Source organism: Caenispirillum salinarum AK4 (assembly GCF_000315795.1).
GTDB classification, from domain to species: Bacteria; Pseudomonadota; Alphaproteobacteria; order Rhodospirillales; family Rhodospirillaceae; genus Caenispirillum; species Caenispirillum salinarum.
This window is the reverse complement of the sequence record NZ_ANHY01000001.1, coordinates 22,038-42,062: the sequence shown is the minus strand read 5'-3', so window position 1 is coordinate 42,062 and position 20,025 is coordinate 22,038. Positions and strand designations below refer to the sequence as shown.

At 69.6% G+C, this 20,025-nt stretch carries 5 protein-coding genes; all 5 read left to right on the top strand.

The features are described from left to right. The first annotated feature begins 37 nt into the window (after positions 1-37). Positions 38-604 carry a DUF2478 domain-containing protein gene (locus C882_RS00115; protein ID WP_009538477.1) on the top strand — a complete coding sequence of 189 codons (567 nt, stop codon included), beginning with the start codon at positions 38-40 and terminating at the stop codon, positions 602-604. A 327-nt stretch (positions 605-931) separates the two neighbouring features. Continuing rightward, complete coding sequence (locus C882_RS00110; protein ID WP_009538476.1) at positions 932-2,659, top strand: peptidase domain-containing ABC transporter; 1,728 nt, start codon at positions 932-934, stop codon at positions 2,657-2,659. Positions 2,660-2,675: 16 nt separating this feature from the next. After that, positions 2,676-4,904, top strand: a complete 2,229-nt coding sequence (locus C882_RS00105; protein ID WP_009538475.1) for a peptidase domain-containing ABC transporter — start codon at positions 2,676-2,678, stop codon at positions 4,902-4,904. Positions 4,905-4,917: 13 nt separating this feature from the next. After that, a complete protein-coding gene (locus tag C882_RS00100) occupies positions 4,918-6,303 on the top strand; it encodes an HlyD family type I secretion periplasmic adaptor subunit (protein ID WP_051999892.1) in 1,386 nt (461 codons plus the stop codon). An 87-nt stretch (positions 6,304-6,390) separates the two neighbouring features. Then, positions 6,391-19,980: a hypothetical protein gene (locus tag C882_RS00095; RefSeq protein WP_009538473.1), complete on the top strand. Its 13,590-nt coding sequence runs from the start codon at positions 6,391-6,393 to the stop codon at positions 19,978-19,980. Positions 19,981-20,025: the final 45 nt, after the last annotated feature.

Here is a 20,025-nt window from a genome sequence, read left to right as displayed (position 1 = left end):
AGGGGCCTGTCGACAACGGTCTGCCGGAACACGCGCCATGACCCAGGACCCGCCCCTGCGCATCGGTGTCGTCGTGCACCAGCGCGGCGATGATGCCGAGGACGTGCTCGCCGCCTTCGTGGACGAGCTGCGCGGCCGGCCGGTGCGAGTCGGCGGGCTTTACCAGCAGACGGTGCGCACGGCCTCCGGCCCTAACGTCATGGACGTGGTGGACATCGAGACCGCGGCGCGCATCCGCATCTCGCAGCCGCTGGGTGAAGGGTCGTCGTCGTGCTGCCTGGACCCGGCGGGGCTTGCCGATGCCGCCGCCCACCTGCGCCGCGTGCGCGAGTCCGGCGTAAACCTGCTGGTGGTCAACAAGTTCGCCGGCGCCGAGGCCGAGGGCGAAGGACTGGCCGAGGAAATGTTCGCCGCGCTGTGCGACGGCGTTCCGGTGCTGGTCCTGGTGTCCGCCCGCTACCTGGATGCATGGGATGCCGCCACCGACGGTGCCGGAGAGCGCCTGCCGCCCACCCTGGCGGCCCTGCGCGCGTGGTACCAAAGACTGGACCTCGAACCCGCTGACGTGGAGTCCGGCGTTCCTGCAGGCGCCCCCGCCTCCTGACGGCCCCAGCGGCCGCCCCCCTTCATCCTGCACCGCAAGTCGCCACGCCGCCCCACCGGGTTGCGGCGGTTGGGGTCCTTCCGGGCTGAAACGCTCGGGAAACCGGGCCGCCGGGCCCCTACTCCCTTCGCCACGCATCATGCGACGCACCACTTCTGCGGCGGTCGCACCCGAGGTCGCGCGCCTTTCGCGATTGGTCGTTATGACTTTCGTAATGGACATCGGCTATACGCCATATGGTGCCATGAACGAATTTGGATAAAATTGTGCGCAATGGGGAATGGGATAACCGATTTGCGTAACACCACATCCATACGGCCGCGGCGCGTGGGTCTGAAGAACTTCGCTGGAACGGGACCGGCGGCCTTGCCGCTGGCCGTCGCCACGATCTTCATGAACCTGCTGGCGCTGGCCCTGCCGCTGGCCCTGCTGCAGGTCTATGACCGCATCATTCCCAACAGCTCCGTCGGCACGCTGACGGTGCTGGCGCTGGGCGTAGGCGCGGCCATGATTCTGGAGGTTTCGCTGCGACTTGCGCGCGGGGGGCTGACGTCGTGGCTTGCCGCCCGGTTCGAGCACCGCGCCGGCACCGCCGCCTTCGAGCACGTCCTGCGCGCGCCGACCCATGTGGTGGAGCGCCGCGGCGCCGGTGATCTGCTGGAGCGCATGTCGGCCATCTTCCAGCTCAAGGACCACTACGCCGACAGCGGCCTGACCCTGCTGCTGGACCTGCCGTTCGCCATGCTCTTCCTCGGCCTGATCTGGGCGCTGGGTGGCAACCTTGTGTGGGTCCCCGCCATCGGCCTCGCGCTGTTCGCCCTCGTCATGCTGTGGCACGGCCTGCGTCTGCGCGGCGCGGTAAAGGACTACAACACGGTGCGCGACCGCCGCCTGAGCTTCAACATCGAAGTCCTCAGCGGCATGCACGGCGTCAAGTCCCTGGCGATGGAAGGCCAGATGCTCCAGCGCTACAGCCGCCTTCAGGAATCGGTGGCGCGGGCCGACCATGCCGTGGTTCTGCGCAATGCGTCTGCCCTGACGCTGGCGACCCTGTTTTCGCAACTGATCATGGTGGGCACCGTGGCGCTGGGCAGCGTTTACGTCGTCAACAACATGCTGACCGTCGGCGCCCTGGCGGCCTGCACCCTGCTGGCCGGCCGCGCCGCGCAACCCGTCCAGCGGGCGGTCGGCATGTGGACGCGGCTGCAGAGCGTGTCGCTGAACAAGGCCCGCGCAGGAGACCTGTTCGCCCTGCCCCAGGCCGTGCGTCCGGCGCGCCCCCACGACCGTGCGATCGAGGGCCGCGTGACCCTGCGCAAGGTGACATTCTCCTATGACGCCGAGGCTGGCGCAGCGCCGCTGTTCAAGACCGTCGACCTGGACGTGGCGCCGGGCGAATGCATCGGCATCTCTGGCACCAACGGCAGCGGCAAGTCGACCCTGCTGCGCCTCATGCGCGGCGCGCTGACGCCGACCGAAGGCCAGGTCCTGCTGGACGGCGTGCCGGTGGAGAACTGGTCGCCGCGCGCCCTGGAGCACGGCGGCATTGGCTATCTGCCCAGCGAGGCGCAACTGTTCCGCGGCACGCTGCTGGACAACCTGACCATGTTCCGCCGCGACCTGCGGGAACCGGCCCTGGACGCCGCGCGCCAGCTCGGCCTGGACGACGTGGTGGCGGCCTTCCCCAACGGATACCTGACAACGGTCGCCGGCGGCGCCGCCGACGCCATGCCGCGCGGCATCCGCCAGCGCATCGCCATCGCCCGGGTGCTGGCGCTGGACCCGCGCGTGATCCTGTTTGACGAGGCGAACACCGCCATGGACGGCCCCGGCGACGAAGCCCTGCGGGCCCACATGGAGCGCCTCAAGGGCGACCGCACGCTGGTGCTGGTGTCCTTGCGCCCGTCGCTTCTGAAGCTGGCCGACCGTCGCTTCGAGATCGTCGGCAACGGCCTCAGGGAGCGGGTCGATCCCTCCTTTTCGGGACGGGCGGGCAGCGCCGCCGTGAAGCCGGTGGATGCCGAGGGCGCCACCACCTACGGCGCGGCGGAATGAGCGGAGGATCGCAATCATGACCACCCCCGCCGACGCCGCCGCCCTGGCCGCCCCCGATGATTTCGCCGACATCGCCTGGGACAAGCCTCTCGACCGCGCACGCCTGTCCACCGACCAGATCGCGTCCGGCGAACTGGGCGGGTTCCGCGCCGTCACCGATCTGGCCGGTTGCCTGCTGCCGCTGCTCGACGCCCTGCAATGGGACGGCGACGCCCGCCGCGTGTCCGAGGCCCTGCCCCACTTCGCCGACCAGCTTGACCTGACGGACTTCCTGAACGTCATGGCGAATCTGGGATGGTCGTCGCGGTCGCTGCGCCTGAGCCTGCGCCACCTCGACCCGCGCCTGGCACCCTGTCTCTTCCTGCCCGACCGGGGCATGGCGCAGGTGGTGACCGCCATCGACGCCGCAGGCGCGGTGACGCTCTATGACCCGACCACCGGCGAAAGCCGCACGCTGACCCGCCCTTCGGGCTCGGGCCGGATCTACGTGTTCACGCGCGAAACCCATGACGAGGCCGCGGCCGCGGCCGGAAACGTGGCCCAGAGCACCGGCGCCAATTTCGTCGGAGAAGTGGTCCGCCGCTTCCGCCCGCTGGTGGTCCGGGCCCTGGTGGTCAGCCTGGTGTGCAACGTGCTGGCGCTGTCGGTGCCGCTGTTCATCATGGCCACCTACGACAAGGTGGTCGCCACCGGCTCAATGGAACTGCTGACGGCCATGGTGATCGGCGTCGGGATCGCGCTTCTCGGCGACTACATGCTGCGCGGCCTGCGCGCCCACATGATCGCCTACATCGGCGCCCGCGTGGACCACATTCTCGGCAAGGCAGTCTTCCAGCGCCTGGTGGGCCTGCCGCCGCCGTACACCGAAATGGCGAACATCTCCTCGCAGGTCGCCCGCCTGAAGGACTTCGAGGTGGTGCGGGAGTTCTTCACGGGCCCGCTGGCGACCGTGATCTTCGAAATCCCCTTCGCCCTGGTGTTCCTGTTCGTGATGGCGCTGCTGGGCGGTCCGCTGGCCGTGGTGCCGGTGGCCGGGGTGGTGCTGTTCGTGGCGCTGGGCCTGCTGTTGCGTCCGCGCATGCGCCGCGCCGTCGCCGACGCCGGCAAGGCGGGCTCGCGCCGGCAGGAATTCCTGGTGGAGACGTTCTCGCGGCTGTCCGCCATCCGCGACACCGGGGCGACCGACATCTGGATCGACCGCTACCGCGAGATTTCCGCCGAGGCGGCGCTGAAGGGCAACCGCTCCAGCCGCCTGAACACCATCGCGGGCGGTCTGGCGCAGGCAATCATCGTCACCACCGGCCTGGTGGTCCTGTCGTGGGGCGTGACGCGCGTGCTGGACGGGTCCATGACCGTCGGCGGGCTGATCGCCTCGATGATGCTGGTGTGGTGGGTGCTGCGGCCGTTGCAGACCGGCTTCACCACCCTGACCCAGATCGAGCGCATGCGCGACTCCGTGCGCCAGATCAACCGCCTGATGCAGCTGGCGCCGGAAACCCGCTCCGACGCCGAGGCCTCTGCCGAGCGCCGCCACAAGGGCAAGGTGACCTTCTCCAACGTCTCCATGCGCTACGTTGCCGAGAGCGACCCGGCCCTGTTCGGCGTCAACCTGACGGCCGAGCCCGGCGAGATCATCGGCGTCATCGGCCCCAACGGCTCGGGCAAGTCGACGCTGCTGAAACTGATCCTCGGCATGTATCGGCCGCAGGCTGGCGGCGTGCGGCTGGACGACATCGACATCCGCCAGATCGACCCGGTCGACCTGCGCCGGGCGATCGCCTACGTGCCCCAGCAGTGCGAGCTGTTCTTCGGCACCATCGCCCAGAACCTGCGCCTGGCCGAGCCCACGGCGTCGGATCGGGAACTGCGTTGGGCCTCCGCCGAAGCCGGCTGCCTGGAGGACATCGACGCCCTGCCCCAGGGCTTCGACACCCGCATCGGCGACGGCAAGTCCACCCAGCTGCCGTCCAACCTGCGCCAGCGCCTGTCGCTGGCCCGTGCCTACCTCAAGCGCGCGCCCGTCATGCTGTTCGACGAGCCGGCCAACGGCCTGGATTTCGTCGGCGACCAGCAGTTCATGAAAGTGCTGGACCGCGTGCGCGGGCACGCCACCGTCTTCCTTGTCACGCACCGGCCCAGCCATCTGAAGCTGTGCGACAAGGTCGTTTTTATGACCCAGGGCCAGATCCGCGCGGTCGGCCCCGCCAAGCAGGTGCTCGACCGCCTGCCGCCCGGCATCTTCTGACGAGTTCGGACCCATGAGCGAGACCACGATGGGCGCCCCTGCCGGCCCCGCCTCCCCCTCCGGAACCAGCCGCAAGCTCAAGCGCGGGCGGCGGCAGATCCGCTACATGGCCCAGTTCGTCCTGCTGGAGGAAAAGGGCATGTCCTGGCTGGCGGCGGCCGCCGTGCTGATCGTCGCGGCCGTGGTCACCGCCTTCATCGTCTGGGCCCATTGGATCAAGATCGACGAGGTCGCCGTCGCCAACGGTGCCGTCGTGCCCAAGTCCAAGGTCCATGTGGTGCAGCACCTGGAAGGCGGCATCGTCCGCGACATGCTGGCCGAGGAACGCCAGATGGTGCAGGCCGGTCAGGTGCTCGCGCGCCTGGACCCCGTTCAGGCCACCGCCGAAAAGGACCAGATCCGCGCCCGCCAGGCGGCGTTGCAGGCGCGCGAGGAACGGCTGCGCGCCTTCCTGACCGGCCGCGAGCCCGACTTCTCGTTCATCACCGACCCGCGCTACGCCCACCTGATCCGCGACCAGCGCGACATCCATGCCGCCGCCGTGGCGCGGTGGGAAAGCCAGCGCAAGGTGATCGAGGGCGAAATCCTCCAGAAGGAAGCCGAGGCCGACGCCGCCAGCCGCCAGATCGAGGCCGTGACGCGCCAGATCGGGCTGATCGGCGAGGAAGTGCAGATGCTCAAGACCCTGTTCGAGCAGGGCCACGCCTCCAAGACCCGCTACTTCGCCGTTCGCCGTGAACAGGCCGCCGCCGAGAGCGAACTGTCGCGCCTGGAAGGCCAGCGCGACACCGCCCAGAAGGCGCTGGTGGAACTCCGTGAGCGTATCGCCGACCTGGACGCCCTGGAGCGCCAGGATGCCGTCGGCGAACTTGGCACCGTCACCGCCGAACTGGCGCAGGTCAATGAGGCCCTGGCCCGCGCCACAGACCAGGTGACGCGCCTGGAGGTCACGGCACCCGTGACCGGCTTCGTGCAGAACCTCCAGGTGCGCAACCCCGGCACGGTCATCCCGGCCGGCGGCGTGTTGATGGAGGTGGTGCCGGTGGACGACGAACTGATGGTCGAGGCCCGGATCTCCACGCGGGACGTCGGCCATGTGGCGCCGGGCCAGCCGGTGACCGTCAAGGTGTCCAGCTTCGACTTCGTGCGCTACGGCGCCGTCGACGGCCAGCTCCAGAGCATTTCCGCCACCACCTACATCGACGAGCAGTCGGGGCAGCCCTACTACAAGGGCATGGTTTCTCTTGACCGCCCCTACCTTGGCGAGAACCCGCAGGCGAACCGCATCCTGCCCGGCATGACGGTGCAGGCGGACGTGATCACGGGCGAAAAGACCCTGCTGGAATACATTCTCAAGCCGATCTACGTGTCTCTGGCGCACGCCTTCCGCGAGCGCTGACACCGCCGGGATCGCACTACCGAATAACGAGGGGAAAGAGGCGCGCCGCCACCACGGACTGGGGCGCCCGCGAAGGGGATCAGGACCATGGCCGACGAAACCATCAATCCGGGCAACCAGGACGCCGAGGGCACCCAGGGCCAGCAGGACGCCAGCGAGGGCCTACACATCCACGGCCGTGGTCACGAGGCGCTGGAGGACGGCGCCGAACAGCCGGCCAACGCGGGCGACGAGCAGGGCCGGGAGGATTTCTTCGGCAACGCCAACGTCCAGACCGGCCGCCGCTCCACCTTCGAGGGCACGCTCGACGGCCAGCCCGATCCCGGCGAGACCGTCGCCGACCAGTCCCCGGTGGTGGGCGGCGACTATACGCCGGAAGACCCGGACGGCAACGTGGCGGCCGACTTCGACGCCGTGCAGCCGGACAACGGGCGCGGCCCGGGCCCTGCCGCCGACGGCGAGGAGGAAGACGAAGACGACGCCGAGGACGAGGAGGGCCAGCGGGACCCGGGCCTCGAGCGTCCCGAGGACCGCGTCCCCGGCGACGGCGACGATACGGGCGGCGGCGACGAAGCGGCGCCCGGCGCCGATCCGGCCGCCCCCGCCTTCGCCGCCACGGAGCCCCCCGCCGGGGACGCGGACACACCGGCTGACGGCTCTGCGGGCGAGGATGAGGACGAGCCTGATCCGGTCGCCGAGACGCCGACCGTCACCGCCGCCGATGCGGATGGCGTCGAGGACCAGCCCATCCGCCTGGACCTGACGGCGGCGCTGACCGACATCGACGGGACAGAGACGCTGACCGTGACGCTGGCGGGTCTGCCGGATGGCTTCTCGCTGTCCGACGGCACCGGCGCGCCCGTCGGCACGAGCCTCGGCGGCGGCGCCTGGAGCGTGCCGCCCGGCCAGCTGGACGACCTGTTCCTGGTCCGGCCCGAGCACTTCTCGGGCGAAGTGCCGCTCAGCGTCACGGCCACGGCGACCGAGGTCAACGGTGAAACCAGCACCGTCACCACCGATTTCACGGTCACGGTGGAGGCCGTCGCCGACGCGCCCGTCCTTGACGCCGAAGACGTCGCCGGGACCGAGAACGAATGGCATGACCTGTCCATCTCGGCCGCGCTGGTGGATGCCGACGGCTCGGAAAGCCTGACGGTCTACGTCACCGACGTGCCGCCGGGCGCGACGCTCGACCAGGGCACGCGGCTGGATGCGCCGGTGACGCTGGCCAACGGTACGGTTCTGGCGGCAGGCACCTGGACCATGACGGCGGAGCAGGCGGAGTCCGTCCGCATCATGCCGCCGCAGGACGATTCCGCCGATTTCACCCTGCGCGTCTTCGCCGAAACGGAAGAGGACTCCAACGGCGACCGCGCCGTTTCCGGTCCGGCCGAGATCAACGTGGACGTCGGCGTGGTGGCGCCGTCGGTTTCGGGCACCGGGACGGGCGCCGAGGACACCTGGGTGCAGCTTGACCTGTCGGCCGGCGTCAACGCGGAACTGGGCGACGAGTCCCTGCAGGTGCTGCTCGAGAACCTGCCCGAGGGCGCCCTTCTGCGCGTCGGCGGGCAGCTTGTCACGGACACCGGCGGGCCGGTGGACATCTCGGGCAACCTGGATGCGGTGGAGGTCCGCTGGGATCCGGCGACCGATCTTCATTCCGACGCCGACATCACCTTCCAGCTGCGCGCCATCGTCCGCGACGCCGACGTCGGCACGGACACCGAAACGCCGCGCGACACCAACCAGACCGTCACCAATGTCACCGTGGACGTGACCGGCGTGGCCGATCCGCTGACACTGTCCGCCTCGGGCAGCGGCAACGAGGACAGCTTCGGCGGCGCGATCGCGGTGCCGGTGACGGTCGCACTGACCGATACCGACGGCTCGGAATCGCTGACGGGCAGCATCGACCTGATCTTCGATGGTGCCGAGCAGGGCGTCCTGACCGGGCCGAACGTCACGACCTCTACCGACGGCGACGGCAACACCGTCTACAGCATCGCCGTGGACGCCGCCAACGTAAGCTTCGACGCCGCCACCGCCACCTACAGCGTCGGCGGGCTGGTGTTCGAGCCTGAGACGGACTCCGACAACGACGTGACCTTCAGCGTGCGGGCCACCACGCTGGATTCCGACGGCAGCACCCGGACCGACACCCAGGCCGGCCAGACCATCACGATCGATGCGGTCGCCGACGCGCCCACCGTCGCCGCAAACCCCGAGATCGGCGGCTCCGAGAGCGCGGCGGACGACGCCTGGATCGACGTCGACATCACCGACCTTGGCCTCACCGACGACACCAACGAAAGCCTGACGCTCTACGTCGGAGGCGTGCCGGCGGGCGGCGCGCTCATGCTCAACGGCACGGTGCTGACCGCCGTGGACGCCGCCGGCATCGAGTTCACCGGCGTCGACACCGCCAATGCTCCCGCCCCGGGACTGAGCGGCGACGTCTATGCCCTGCCCGGCTTCGACCCGGCCACCGACCGGCTGCAGGTGCGCCCGCCGACCAACAGTTCCGCGGACTTCGACCTGCGGCTGGTCGCCATGTCGGACGAGGCCAACGGCACCGACCAGGGCAACGCCGTTGAGCGTAACTGGTCGGCCACCGACGTGCAGGTCGACGTGGCCGTCCTGGCGCCCGAGATCGGCGGCACCCTGAGCCATACCGGAGCCGAGGGTGCATGGACCGCCCTCGACGGCCTGCAGGTGGACCTGCCGGCGCAGTCGGCCGGGCTGGGTGAGGAGACGGTAACGATCACGCTCAGCGGCGACGCCCTGGCCGACGCCAACATCCGCGTGGTCGATGCCGACAGCGCCGTGGTCGCGTCCAAGACCGGCACCGAAACCTCCTTCACCATCCCGGCCGAGAACTGGGACCCGGCCACCGGCGCCCTGACCGGCGTCGAGGTGCAGTGGAAGGACGGCGACCGCACCGATCAACTGACCTTCGATCTGACCGCCCATGTGGTGGACATCGACCAATCGGGCGATTTCGATCCGGCCGGCTCCACCTATGCCGACGAGGCCTCCGCCACCCGGCAGGTGACGGTCGACATCACGGCCGTGGTGGACGCGGCCACTGTCAGCGCCGACGACGACGGAACCGAGGACGCCGGCACGCCGGGCGTGGCCGGTGACGGCATTGCGCTGGACCCGGTGGTGCAGCTTTCCGGCGACGCCAGCGAAAGCCTGACGGGCGAGGTCGTGCTCAGCTTCGACGCGGCCAACGCGGCGGCGGGCACCGTCGTTTGGGTGCCGGCGACCGGCGGCCCGGCGGATGTGCTGAACGCCAACGCCGACAACACGGAGTACCGTCTTGATGCATCGGTCTTCGTCAACGACGGCAGCGGCCGCCTGACCATCGACCCGGCCAAGGGCTCCCTGCAGTTCGTGCCGGTGGAGCACTTCGACAACAACGACGCCGACGTCACTTACGGCATGGAGATCACGGTCTCCGACGGGACGGAGACGGCCACCTTCACCGGCACCGGCCGCCTGACCATCGACGCCGAGGCCGACCCGGTGCAGATCACCGCCTCGGGCATCGGCAACGAGGACAGCTTCGACACCGTCAGCGGCACCTACACGGCACCCATCGACGTGCCCGTCAGCATCCAGTTGACCGACACCGACGGCTCCGAGGACCTGTCGGGAACCATCGACCTGGTTTTCGACGGCGCCGAACAGGGAGAGCTGGCCGGCCCCAACGTCAGCAGGTCGACCGATGGCGACGGCAACACGGTCTACAGCATCGCCGCTGACGCTGCGAACGTCACTTTTGACGCGGCGACCCAGACCTACAGCGTCTCCGGCCTGACCTTCGCGCCGGCCGAACATTCCGACGCCGACGTCAGCTTCACCGTGCGCGCCACCAGTGCCGACAACGCCGGATCGACCCTCACCACCACGGGCGCCGGCGCTATCGCGGTGCGACCCGTGGCCGACCGCCCCGACCTTGACGCCGACTCGGTTGGCGGAACCGAAAGCGCGGCGGACGATGCCTGGATCGGGCTCGACATTTCCGCCCTGAACCTGACCGACACCGACGGCTCCGAAAGCCTGACGCTCTACGTCAGCGGCGTGCCGGGCGGAGGCGCCCTGCGCCTTGATCCGGCGGCGAGCGGCGCGACCGTCAGCACTGTGGATGCGGCAGACGTGGCCTCCGTCGGCGTCGCCGGGGGCACGCCGGACCTGGGCCTGTCCGGCACGGTCTACAAGGTCACCTTCGACGCCGGCGTCGACCCGCAGGTGGTCGCCGATGCGCTGCAGGTGCGTCCGCCGGCCGACAGTTCGGCCGACTTCGACCTGCGCCTGGCCGCCATCGCCAGCGAGGCCAGCGGCACAGAGCACGGAAACCCCGTCGAGCAGAACTGGAACACCGCCGACGTGCATGTCGACGTGGGCGTGCTGACGCCCACGGTCACCGCCGACGCCCAGACCCCAGGCGCCGAGGGCACCGGCTGGACACCGCTGAGCGGTCTCAACGTCCAGGTCCCTGCCCTGACCGACGGATCGTCGGAAGAAACGGTCACCCTGACCGTCAGCGGCCCCGACCTGGCCGATGCCACCATTCGCGACGCCGACGGCAATCCGCTCCAGGCGGTGCCGGGCACGGCCAACGCCTTCGTCGTCCCGCTGGCCGCCTGGGACGCCGCCACCGGCGCCATCAGCGGGCTGGAGGTGCGGTGGAACGATCCCGACCGCGCCGGCACCATCACCTTCGACCTGAAGGCGCATGTGGTGGACGGCGACGCCGGGGAAACATGGTTCGACGCGCTGGGCACCGCGTTCGCCGACGAGGCGGAAGCCTCCACCTCCGTGAGCGTGGACATCCTGCCGGTCTCCGACGGCGCCACGCTGTCCGGCGGCGGCGTCGGCGTCGAGGACCAGTGGACGGCGCTGAACCTGTCGTGGAGCGTCAATGACGCCTCCGAGGAGGTGACGGGCGTCAGCCTGTCCGGCCTGCCGGAAAACACCATCATCCACTATCCCGACCCGGCCAACGCCGGCACCTACCTGTCGGCAACCGCGGGGGCCGACGGCACAGTCGCCCTGCCCAAGGACCTCACCGCCGCCCAGCAGGCCGACGTTTATGCGGAGTGGCCGCAGCACCTGAGCACGGCCCTGGAAACCGGCGGGACGGTAGAACTGACCCTGTCGGTGGACACGGCCGAACCCGGTGCCTCCAACAGTGCGGCTTCGACCACCACAGACCAGAGCTTCACCGTCCAGGTCTTCGGTGACGCCGACGCGGCCACCGGCGCTACCGACGCTACCGCGAAGACGGTGGCCGAGGATGTCTTCTACGAGGTCAAGTGGGGCGACGGCCTGGACGTCAACGCCGCCCTGGCCGACCCCAATGCCGAGACCCTGTCCTTCCTTATCAAGCCGGAGGACGGCGCGGCGCGCCTGAAGATCGACGGCGTCGACCAGGGCACCGCGCCCGCCGATGGCTGGAGCCTGACCTACGACCAACTCTCGACCGGCAAGATCGAGATCGCCGGCCCGTTGCACTGGGGCCGCAGCGACGATGATCCGACCCAGACCTTCAAGGTCTACGCCGTGACGACCGAAGCCGACGCCGCGGCAGACGACAGCGCGCTCGACGGTGTCAGTCATCCGGTGGCGGGCGGCCTGTCGCGCGAGGGCGTCGCCACCGTGCACATCGGTGACCTGAACCTAGCCGCCGCGGCCGTGGCCGATGCCGTCAGCTTCGCCGCCGCCTCCGTCGCCGACACGATGCTGGAGGACAACGGGACACCCGGCACCCCCGGCGACGGCGTGGCGATCGCGCCGGAAATCCAGCTCACTGACACCGACGGGTCGGAAAGCCTGGACGGCTACCTGATCTTCGAATCGTCCGACGCGGCCCTCCTGCGCGGCGCCCTGACCCTCAACGGCACCGACCTGACCGCCTACAAGGTTGTCACGTCGGGAACGGACTCCGCCAACCCGGTGCTGGACGAGTCCGCCACCGTGGCCGAGGGAGACACCTTCGCCTTCCGGGTGCCCGTCAGCGCCCTGACCGACGACGGCAACGGCGGGTACACGCTGTCGGGCCTGACCTTTGTGCCGGAGGAACACTCCGACGCGGACGTGACGTACACGCTTTATGCCACCACCAAGGAAGCCGACAACGGCGTCACCCAGGTGACCCGCACCGACGGCACCATCGACGTCACCGCGGTCGCCGATCCGGTCACGCTGACCACCGTCGACACCGGCGCCGAGGAGGCGGACGTTGCCGCCACCGGCATCCCGCTGTCGCTGACGACGGGCCTGGTGGACGCCGACGGCTCCGAGACGCTGACGGTGTTCCTGACCCTGCCCGCCAATGCCGACGCGGGCACGGTGCTGGAGCAGAACGGCACCGCGCTTTCGCCGGTGACCGACTTCACCGCCCACCCTGCCCTGCCCGACGGGCCCGACCTGTCGGGCACCGTGACCTACGCCTTCACCATCCAGGCCGGGGATGACCCGGCGGCGGTGCTGGGCAACCTGGTGCTGAAGCCGCCCGCCGGCGTGTCCGACGACCTGGTGCTGGACGTGCGCGCGGTGACGGTCGAGACGGACGTGAACGGCGTTCCCCGCATGGCGCAGACCAACGACACCCTGCGCATCGACATCGGCACCGACGACCCGACGCTGACGCTCACCGGCGACGGCGGGTTCACCCTGCTCGAAGGCACCAACTACGAGAAGAACCCGTGGCAGGCGGTCGACCTGACCGCGGACCTGTCGGCCAGCATCGACCCGGCGCTGGCCGATGGCAGCGAGACGCTGACGGTGCGCCTCTACGGCCTGCCTGATCATGTGGCTGTCCGCTATGCAGGCGCCGGCCCGAACGCGGTCCAGACCGGCTCCGACGCCGACGGTGACTATGTGGTCATCCCGGCCGACAAGTTGTCGACCGTTGAGTTCCGCATGACCAAGGACCATCGCGACCAGGACTTCACACTACAGGCCAAGGCGGTGGTGGAGGACGTGGACGTCGGCACCACGATGGAAACCGACCGTACCGCGCCCTGGGGCGACAGCGCCGAAAGCCCGCTGGTGACGCTGGACGTCAACGTGCTCGCCCGCGCCGACAACGCCACCATCAAGGTCGACGGCGACGGGCTGGAGGACAGCTGGCAGCAGCTCAAGCTGAACATTTCGGCCAAGGACGGCTCAGAGGATGTGACCTCGGTGGTGCTCAAGGGCATCCCATCGGACATGGAGCTGCGCTTCGACGACGGCACCACGGTGACCGACGTGACCGTCAACGCCGACGGAACGGCGGAGCTACTGCTGGCGGGGATCGACCTGGCGGACCTGAAACACCACCTGCAGTTCAGGGCCGGACTGGACGACAGCACCTATGACGGCGGCATCCCCATGCACGTCGAGGTGACCACCACCGAGAACGGCACCGAGGCCGGCGACGTCAATCCCGGAGACGAGACGCACGTCAGCGGCAAGGACTTCACGCTGGACGTCTGGGGCGTCGCCGACACGCCGGAGTTGACGCTCAACACGGGCGATGGCGGAACGCCGCCGACGGACGGATTGCCGTCCTTCAACAACGGCCACGCCATTTCCAATATCGTCCTCTATCTTGACGACGGCACCGGCACCATCACGAAGGTCAAGGTCGACAATTTCTCCGGCGGGGGCAGTGACTGGAACAATCAGCTTGACGTTCTGAACCTGCCGCTCGACGCCTTCATCGACCAGACGTACAACGGCTCGACACTCGCCGCGATCACCGTGAAGGCCGGCGGGAACGGGTTCAACAAGAACGATCCGGACTACATGGGGCCCGGCGAGGGTGACCTGATCATCGTCGATGGATCGCTGACGCGCTCTGATCTTCCGGTCGGCGATGCGGATACGGTGTTCGGCAATCCGCAGAGTGCCTTCGACCATCTCGCGCCCTACAGCGGCGGTTCCGGGTCGACGACGGCGAACACCCATACCGAGACCATCGCCGAGGACGGCCTGTTCACGCTGACGCTGAACGGCACCAACGGGCTTCTTCAGGCCGAAACGGGGGAACACGGCACCGGCGACGCGCCCACCAGCACCGACGGATCGGAGACGCTGGAGTTCCGCATCGAACCCGTGGACGGCGATCACTCCCGCCTGCTGGTGGACGGTGACGAACGGACCCTGGAAAACGGCGCCTGGTTCGTCACCTACGACGAACTGTCGGGCGGCCGCGTCCAGATCGGCGGCGTGGACAACTGGCACAGCGAAGCCGGCCTGTCCTTCAACGTGACCGTGGTCGCCGTCGAGGCCGATGCCGACGATCCGGACCACCCCGACGCGACGCTCGCGCGGGCGGACGGCCCGACCCGCCAGATCATCCTCAAGATCGAGGCCGATGCGGACATCGTGACGGTCGACTCGCTGGCCGCCGGCGCCGAGGACCAGGCGGTCGCCATGCCGCTGGACATCACGCTGGACGACGCCGACGGTTCGGAAGCGCTGGTCGACTACGTGTACCTGGTCACCAGCGACCCGGACATGCTGGCCGGCAGCCTGAACGGCACCTGGACCGGCGCCGCCGCCGACCTGACGTTCTTCGACGTGCAACTGGACGGCAGCGGCAAACCCGTTGTGGACGCCGACGGCGTGGTGCAGCAGGCCGCCGCCCCCACCGGCACCTACGCCGTGCGGGTGCCTGCCGGGGCCTTCACGCCCCCCGACACCGGCAACGGTGAAGATACCTACACCCTGCCCGGCCTGACCTTCACGCCCGAGGCCCATTCGGCAGACGAGGTGACCTACAAGGTCTACGCCACCACGCGGGATGCCGACGGGTCGCGGATGACCACCATCGGCGACGGCTCCATCACGCTGAAGGCCGAGGCCGACGCACCGGCGGTCACCGTGAACGGCGACGGCCCTGCCGACGCCGGCACCGTCGTCGCGGGTGACGAGGACAGCGACATCGCACTGCAGATCGCCGCCGCGCCGGTGGACCCGGACAGCGAGGACCTGACCCATGCCGAGCTGTCGGGCGTGCCCGACGGCTGGGTCGTTGGCGTGCGGGAAACGGACGGATCGTTCTCCGCCGCCACCGACAACGGCAACGGCGTCTGGGTGCTCGACCACGACCGCCTGGCCGACGTGGTGGTCCGCCCGCCCCTGCATCTAAACGTGCAGCCGGCCGACGCGCCCGAACTGACGCTCAAGGTCACCTCGCGCGAGGACGGCAGCGACGTCAGCGATGCCAGCGACACCGACGACGGGGTTGCCGTGCGCACCGCCGTCACCACCAAGTCCTTCAAGGTCGAGGTGGACGCCGTCGCCGATGCGCCGACGCTGACGGTCCAGCCCGAGGTGACGGCCGAGGAACAGGCCGTCAAGCTCGACATCCTGCCGGCGCTCCAGGACACCGACGGGTCGGAGACCCTGTCCCTGTTCATCACCGGAGACTTCGCAGGCGGCAGCCTGACCGGCGCGGGCGTGACGCAGCTTTCCGCCACCGAATGGCAGGTGGACGTCGACCACCTCGACGACCTCTACTACGTGCCGGCCGAGGACTACTCGGGCACGGTCAACCTTCAGGTCGTCGCCCGCGCCACCGAGAACGCCAGCACCGATCCCTCCGACGACGTGGCGGACACGGTGGTCGCGCTGCCCATCATCGTGCGCGGCGTCGCTGATTCGCTGGACGACACCACCGGCATCACGGTCACCGCGGCCGAGGATGAGGGCTGGTTCGACCCCGGCCTCGCGGCCAGCCTGACCACCAAGGACATGGTGGGTGCCGATGCGGTCGGCTCCGAGAGCATCGCCGTGGTGCTCAAGGGCCTGCCGGACGACGTCGAGATCGGCATGACCGCCGGCAACGAGGACGGCCTGCGCTGCATCGGCACCAGCGGCGGCCAGCCGGTCTGGGCGGTGGAGGCCGGCTACCTGGAGCATGTGCGCCTGCGCGTGCCCGACGACTGGGCGGGCCGGCTGGACGTGCCGATGGTGGTGACGGTCACCGAGGCCGACGGCCACAGCACCGAAACCGGCATGACGCTCGCGGTCGACGTGACACCCGAAGCCGACGCGCCGCGCGTGACCCTGAGCGGCAGCAATGTGGAGGACGCGCCGGCCGGTGCCTCCTTCACCATTGCCTCGGTGCTGCGGGACGTCGATGACCGGGCCGGCACCGACTCCGACGACTACGCCGAGAGCATCACCGGCATCACGCTGACGGTGGCCGACGCGGCCTTCCTCGCGGATACGCCGGACCTCAAGGTGGTCATCGACGGGGTCGAGCATGATCCCGCCGCACCCATCACGATCAGCGATGCCAACGCGACCGTCACCCTTACCGGTTTGCCGGACGGCTGGTCCAAGGACGTGCCCGTCCAGGTGACGGTGGAAACCGCCGAGGGCGGCACCACGGCCACGACCACCGAGGACTGGGCCGTGCCCATCGCGGCCGATGCCGACCCGGCGGAGACCTTCGACATCGCCGACGGCCCGCTGTCGTCGACCACCGGCGCGCCCATCGACCTGGACCTTGACGTCCTGTTGGGCGACACCGACGGATCAGAGGTTTCGCATGTGATCGTGACGGGCGTGACCGACGGCATGAAGCTGGTGGATGCAAGCGGCGCCACCATCGGCCACGACGCCGGCGGCGGCCGCTGGATCGTCCCCGCCACCGACGCCACGGGCGCCGTGCAGGACCTGCGCATCGACGGTGCGCCCGGCACTGCCGCGTCGCTGTCGGTGACGCTGATGGTTACGGACATCGATCCCGACGGGGGCCGCGACGTCTGGATGAGCCAAGCGGAGACGGTCGACGTGTCCTTCGACGCCGGCGGCACGGGCGGTGGGTCTTCCGCCGACGTGGGACCGGTGGCGGTCACCATGGAGGCCGTCAGCATCGACGAGGACGGGTCCTTCCTTGTGAACGCCACCGTCACGCCCAGCGGCGACGACGTGGCCGATACCGTCGTCATCCACGGCCTGTCCAACGCCGTGCGCGTGGTGTCGGAGAACGGCGCGTTCAACGTCTTCGCGCTGGACAACGGCGACGGCACCAGCGACTACGTGATCCCGGTCGACGCGCTGGGCAACGTGCGCGTCCATCCGCCGGCGGATTCGGCCGAGGATTTCGACCTCACCCTCACGGCCACGGCGCGTGACGGGTACTGGACGCGCGAATCGGACCCGGTCAGCGTGCCCGTGGAGATCGCTCCCGTCACCGAGACCGACGGCAGCATCGGCACCGGCGTCGCCGCAGGTGCGGACACCACCGAAGACACCGCCGGCATCGGTGTCGAACTGACGCTCCACCAAGCCGATGCCGACCGGTCCGAAGTGCTGGCCGGCGACACGCTGACGCTGGACACCAGCAGCGTGCCGGACGGCTCCGTGATCACGCTTGGCAGCCAGTCCTGGCAGACCGACGGCAGCCCCATCAGTGTCAGCCTTGCGGACTTCGGCACCGACATCACCGCCGCAAATGCCGCCTTCCAGGGTGCCGGCGGCCTGACGCTCACCGGCCTTGCCGTGACGCCGCCCGCCGACTGGCACGGCAAGATAACGCTGGGCGTCTCGGCGCAGGTGGTGGACACGGACGCCGCCGGCGACACGGACACCGGACCGATCGCGGGAGCGACGTGGGACGGCACCGTGCCCATCACGGTCACGCCCGAAACCGACGGCGCCTCCCCCGTCGCCGTCGACGTCACGCGGAACGAGGACGAAGCCATCCCGCTCGACATCAAGGTCGCCACCTCGGATCTCAAGGGCGTGGACACCCATGGCTCCGAGCTTCTGTCGGTGGTGATCGAGGGCGTGCCGGCCGGGATGACCATCCTCGGCGCCTCCAACAACGGGTCGGACGACGGCGGGGTGACCAACACCTGGACCGTCAAGAGCAGCGTCCTGGGCGCCATGGCGGCCGACGGCGCGCTGTCGGGCCTGCAACTGGTCGCGCCGCCGGACTGGTCCGACCCCGACGGACTGGAGCTGACGGTCCGTGCCTACCAGTTCGAGGCCGGCACCCGCGACGTTGTCGAGAGCGCCGACACGTTCACCGTGATCGTCAACCCGGTGGCCGACACGCCCTTCGTCAATCCCCAGGACGCCAGCGGCACCGAGTATCGGGAAGTGCCCCTGGACCTGGGTGCGCTGTCGGCCGACTTCGACGGCAGCGAGACGGTCACCGTCACCATTACGGGCGCCCCGGAAACGTCCACGTTCAAGGCGACCCTCGATGATGGGTCGACCCAGACGTGGACGGTCGGCGCCAGCGGCACCGTGGTGCTGCCGGTGACCGGCGTCGCGGCGCTGTCCTTCGTGGGGCCGGAGGACCTGTCGGGCGAGGTGACGATGACCGTCGCCCCCACCGCCACCGACGGCACCGACACCGCGACGGGCGCGGCGCAAAGCTTCACGGTCTCGCTGGCCGGTGATGCCGACGCGCCGCTGCTGACCACGCCGGCCATCGCCCCCTCGGGCGCCGAGGACACGGACGTGGCCCTGAACCTGAGCGCCAGCCTGCAGGACCTGGACGGCTCGGAGTCGCTGAACCTGATCATCGGCCCGGCCGCCGGGGCTGCCATTCCGGCGGACACGGTGCTGGTGACGGCCTCCGACCAGCTGATCAGCCTGGACCAGAACGGCACGTTCTCGGTGTCGCAGGCCGACATTCCGGGGCTGAAACTGCGGGCGCCCGCCGACTGGCACGGCACGCTCGACCTCACGGTCACGGCGACGGCCACCGAGCAGGACGGCGACGCTGCGGCGACGCAGGCTCTGCTGACGGTCACCGTCACGGCCGCGGGCGACGCGCCCACCGCCGATGTCTCTGCGGCCGCCGACTACGGTGTCAACGACGGCCACACGGGCGTCCTGAAGGTGCTGACCGGCAGCGCGGACCCGCTGATCTCGTTTGCCGACGTCGATGCGGCCCTGGACCCGGCAGCCGCCGTGCTGTCGGGGCTGAAGGTCTCGCTCGCCACCACCGACGGAACCGACGGCCTGGGCCTGAGCGGCCTGCCGATTTCGTTCACCAGTACCGGCGGTCTGGCGACCACTGTCAACGGAAAGACCTTCGGGCTGTCGTGGGACGGCGGCTCGCAGACCCTCAGCTTCTCGGGGGCCGGCGACTATGCCGATTACCAGACGCTGGCGGAATCGGTCATCCTGACCAATGACAACGGCACGCTGACGGCGGGGTCGCGCACGGTGACGTTCACCGCCATCGACGGCGACGGGCTGGAAAGCACCGGCGCCACCGACGGCGGGCTCGATCCCAACGTGGAGATCACCATCAACGGCGACAAGACCGTCAGCCGCACGGCCGATGACCTTCACTTCCACAGCGACGGCCGGGCAAGCATTGCCGGCAGCGACGGCGACGACAGCCTGACCATCAGCGCCGACAGCTTCAGCGGCGTCAGCGGTCTCGGCGGCTTCGACATCCTGACCGTCATGGCCAACAGCGAAACGGTGGGCGACTGGACGTTCGCCATCCAGGACGACGGCGCCTCGGTCACCGCCACAAGCGGGGACGAGACGCTGGACATCGTCTTTACCGACGGCAAGGCGATGGAGGTCGATACCGAGGGCGACCTCGTGCTGGAAGACGACAGCAGCGGGACGTTGACCTTCGAGGATGGCAGGACCGTCGACTTCGAGGACCTGGAGAAGATCAACGGCCAGTTCTGACGCGGCATCGCCGCCGGCGCGCAGCAGCGCACCGGCGGCGATCCA

Coding starts and splice junctions, on each gene's coding strand:
- C882_RS00115 (WP_009538477.1), top strand. CDS start 38: ATGACCCAGGACCCGCCCCTGCGCATCGGTGTCGTCGTGCACCAGCGC.
- C882_RS00105 (WP_009538475.1), top strand. CDS start 2,676: ATGACCACCCCCGCCGACGCCGCCGCCCTGGCCGCCCCCGATGATTTC.
- C882_RS00100 (WP_051999892.1), top strand. CDS start 4,918: ATGAGCGAGACCACGATGGGCGCCCCTGCCGGCCCCGCCTCCCCCTCC.
- C882_RS00095 (WP_009538473.1), top strand. CDS start 6,391: ATGGCCGACGAAACCATCAATCCGGGCAACCAGGACGCCGAGGGCACC.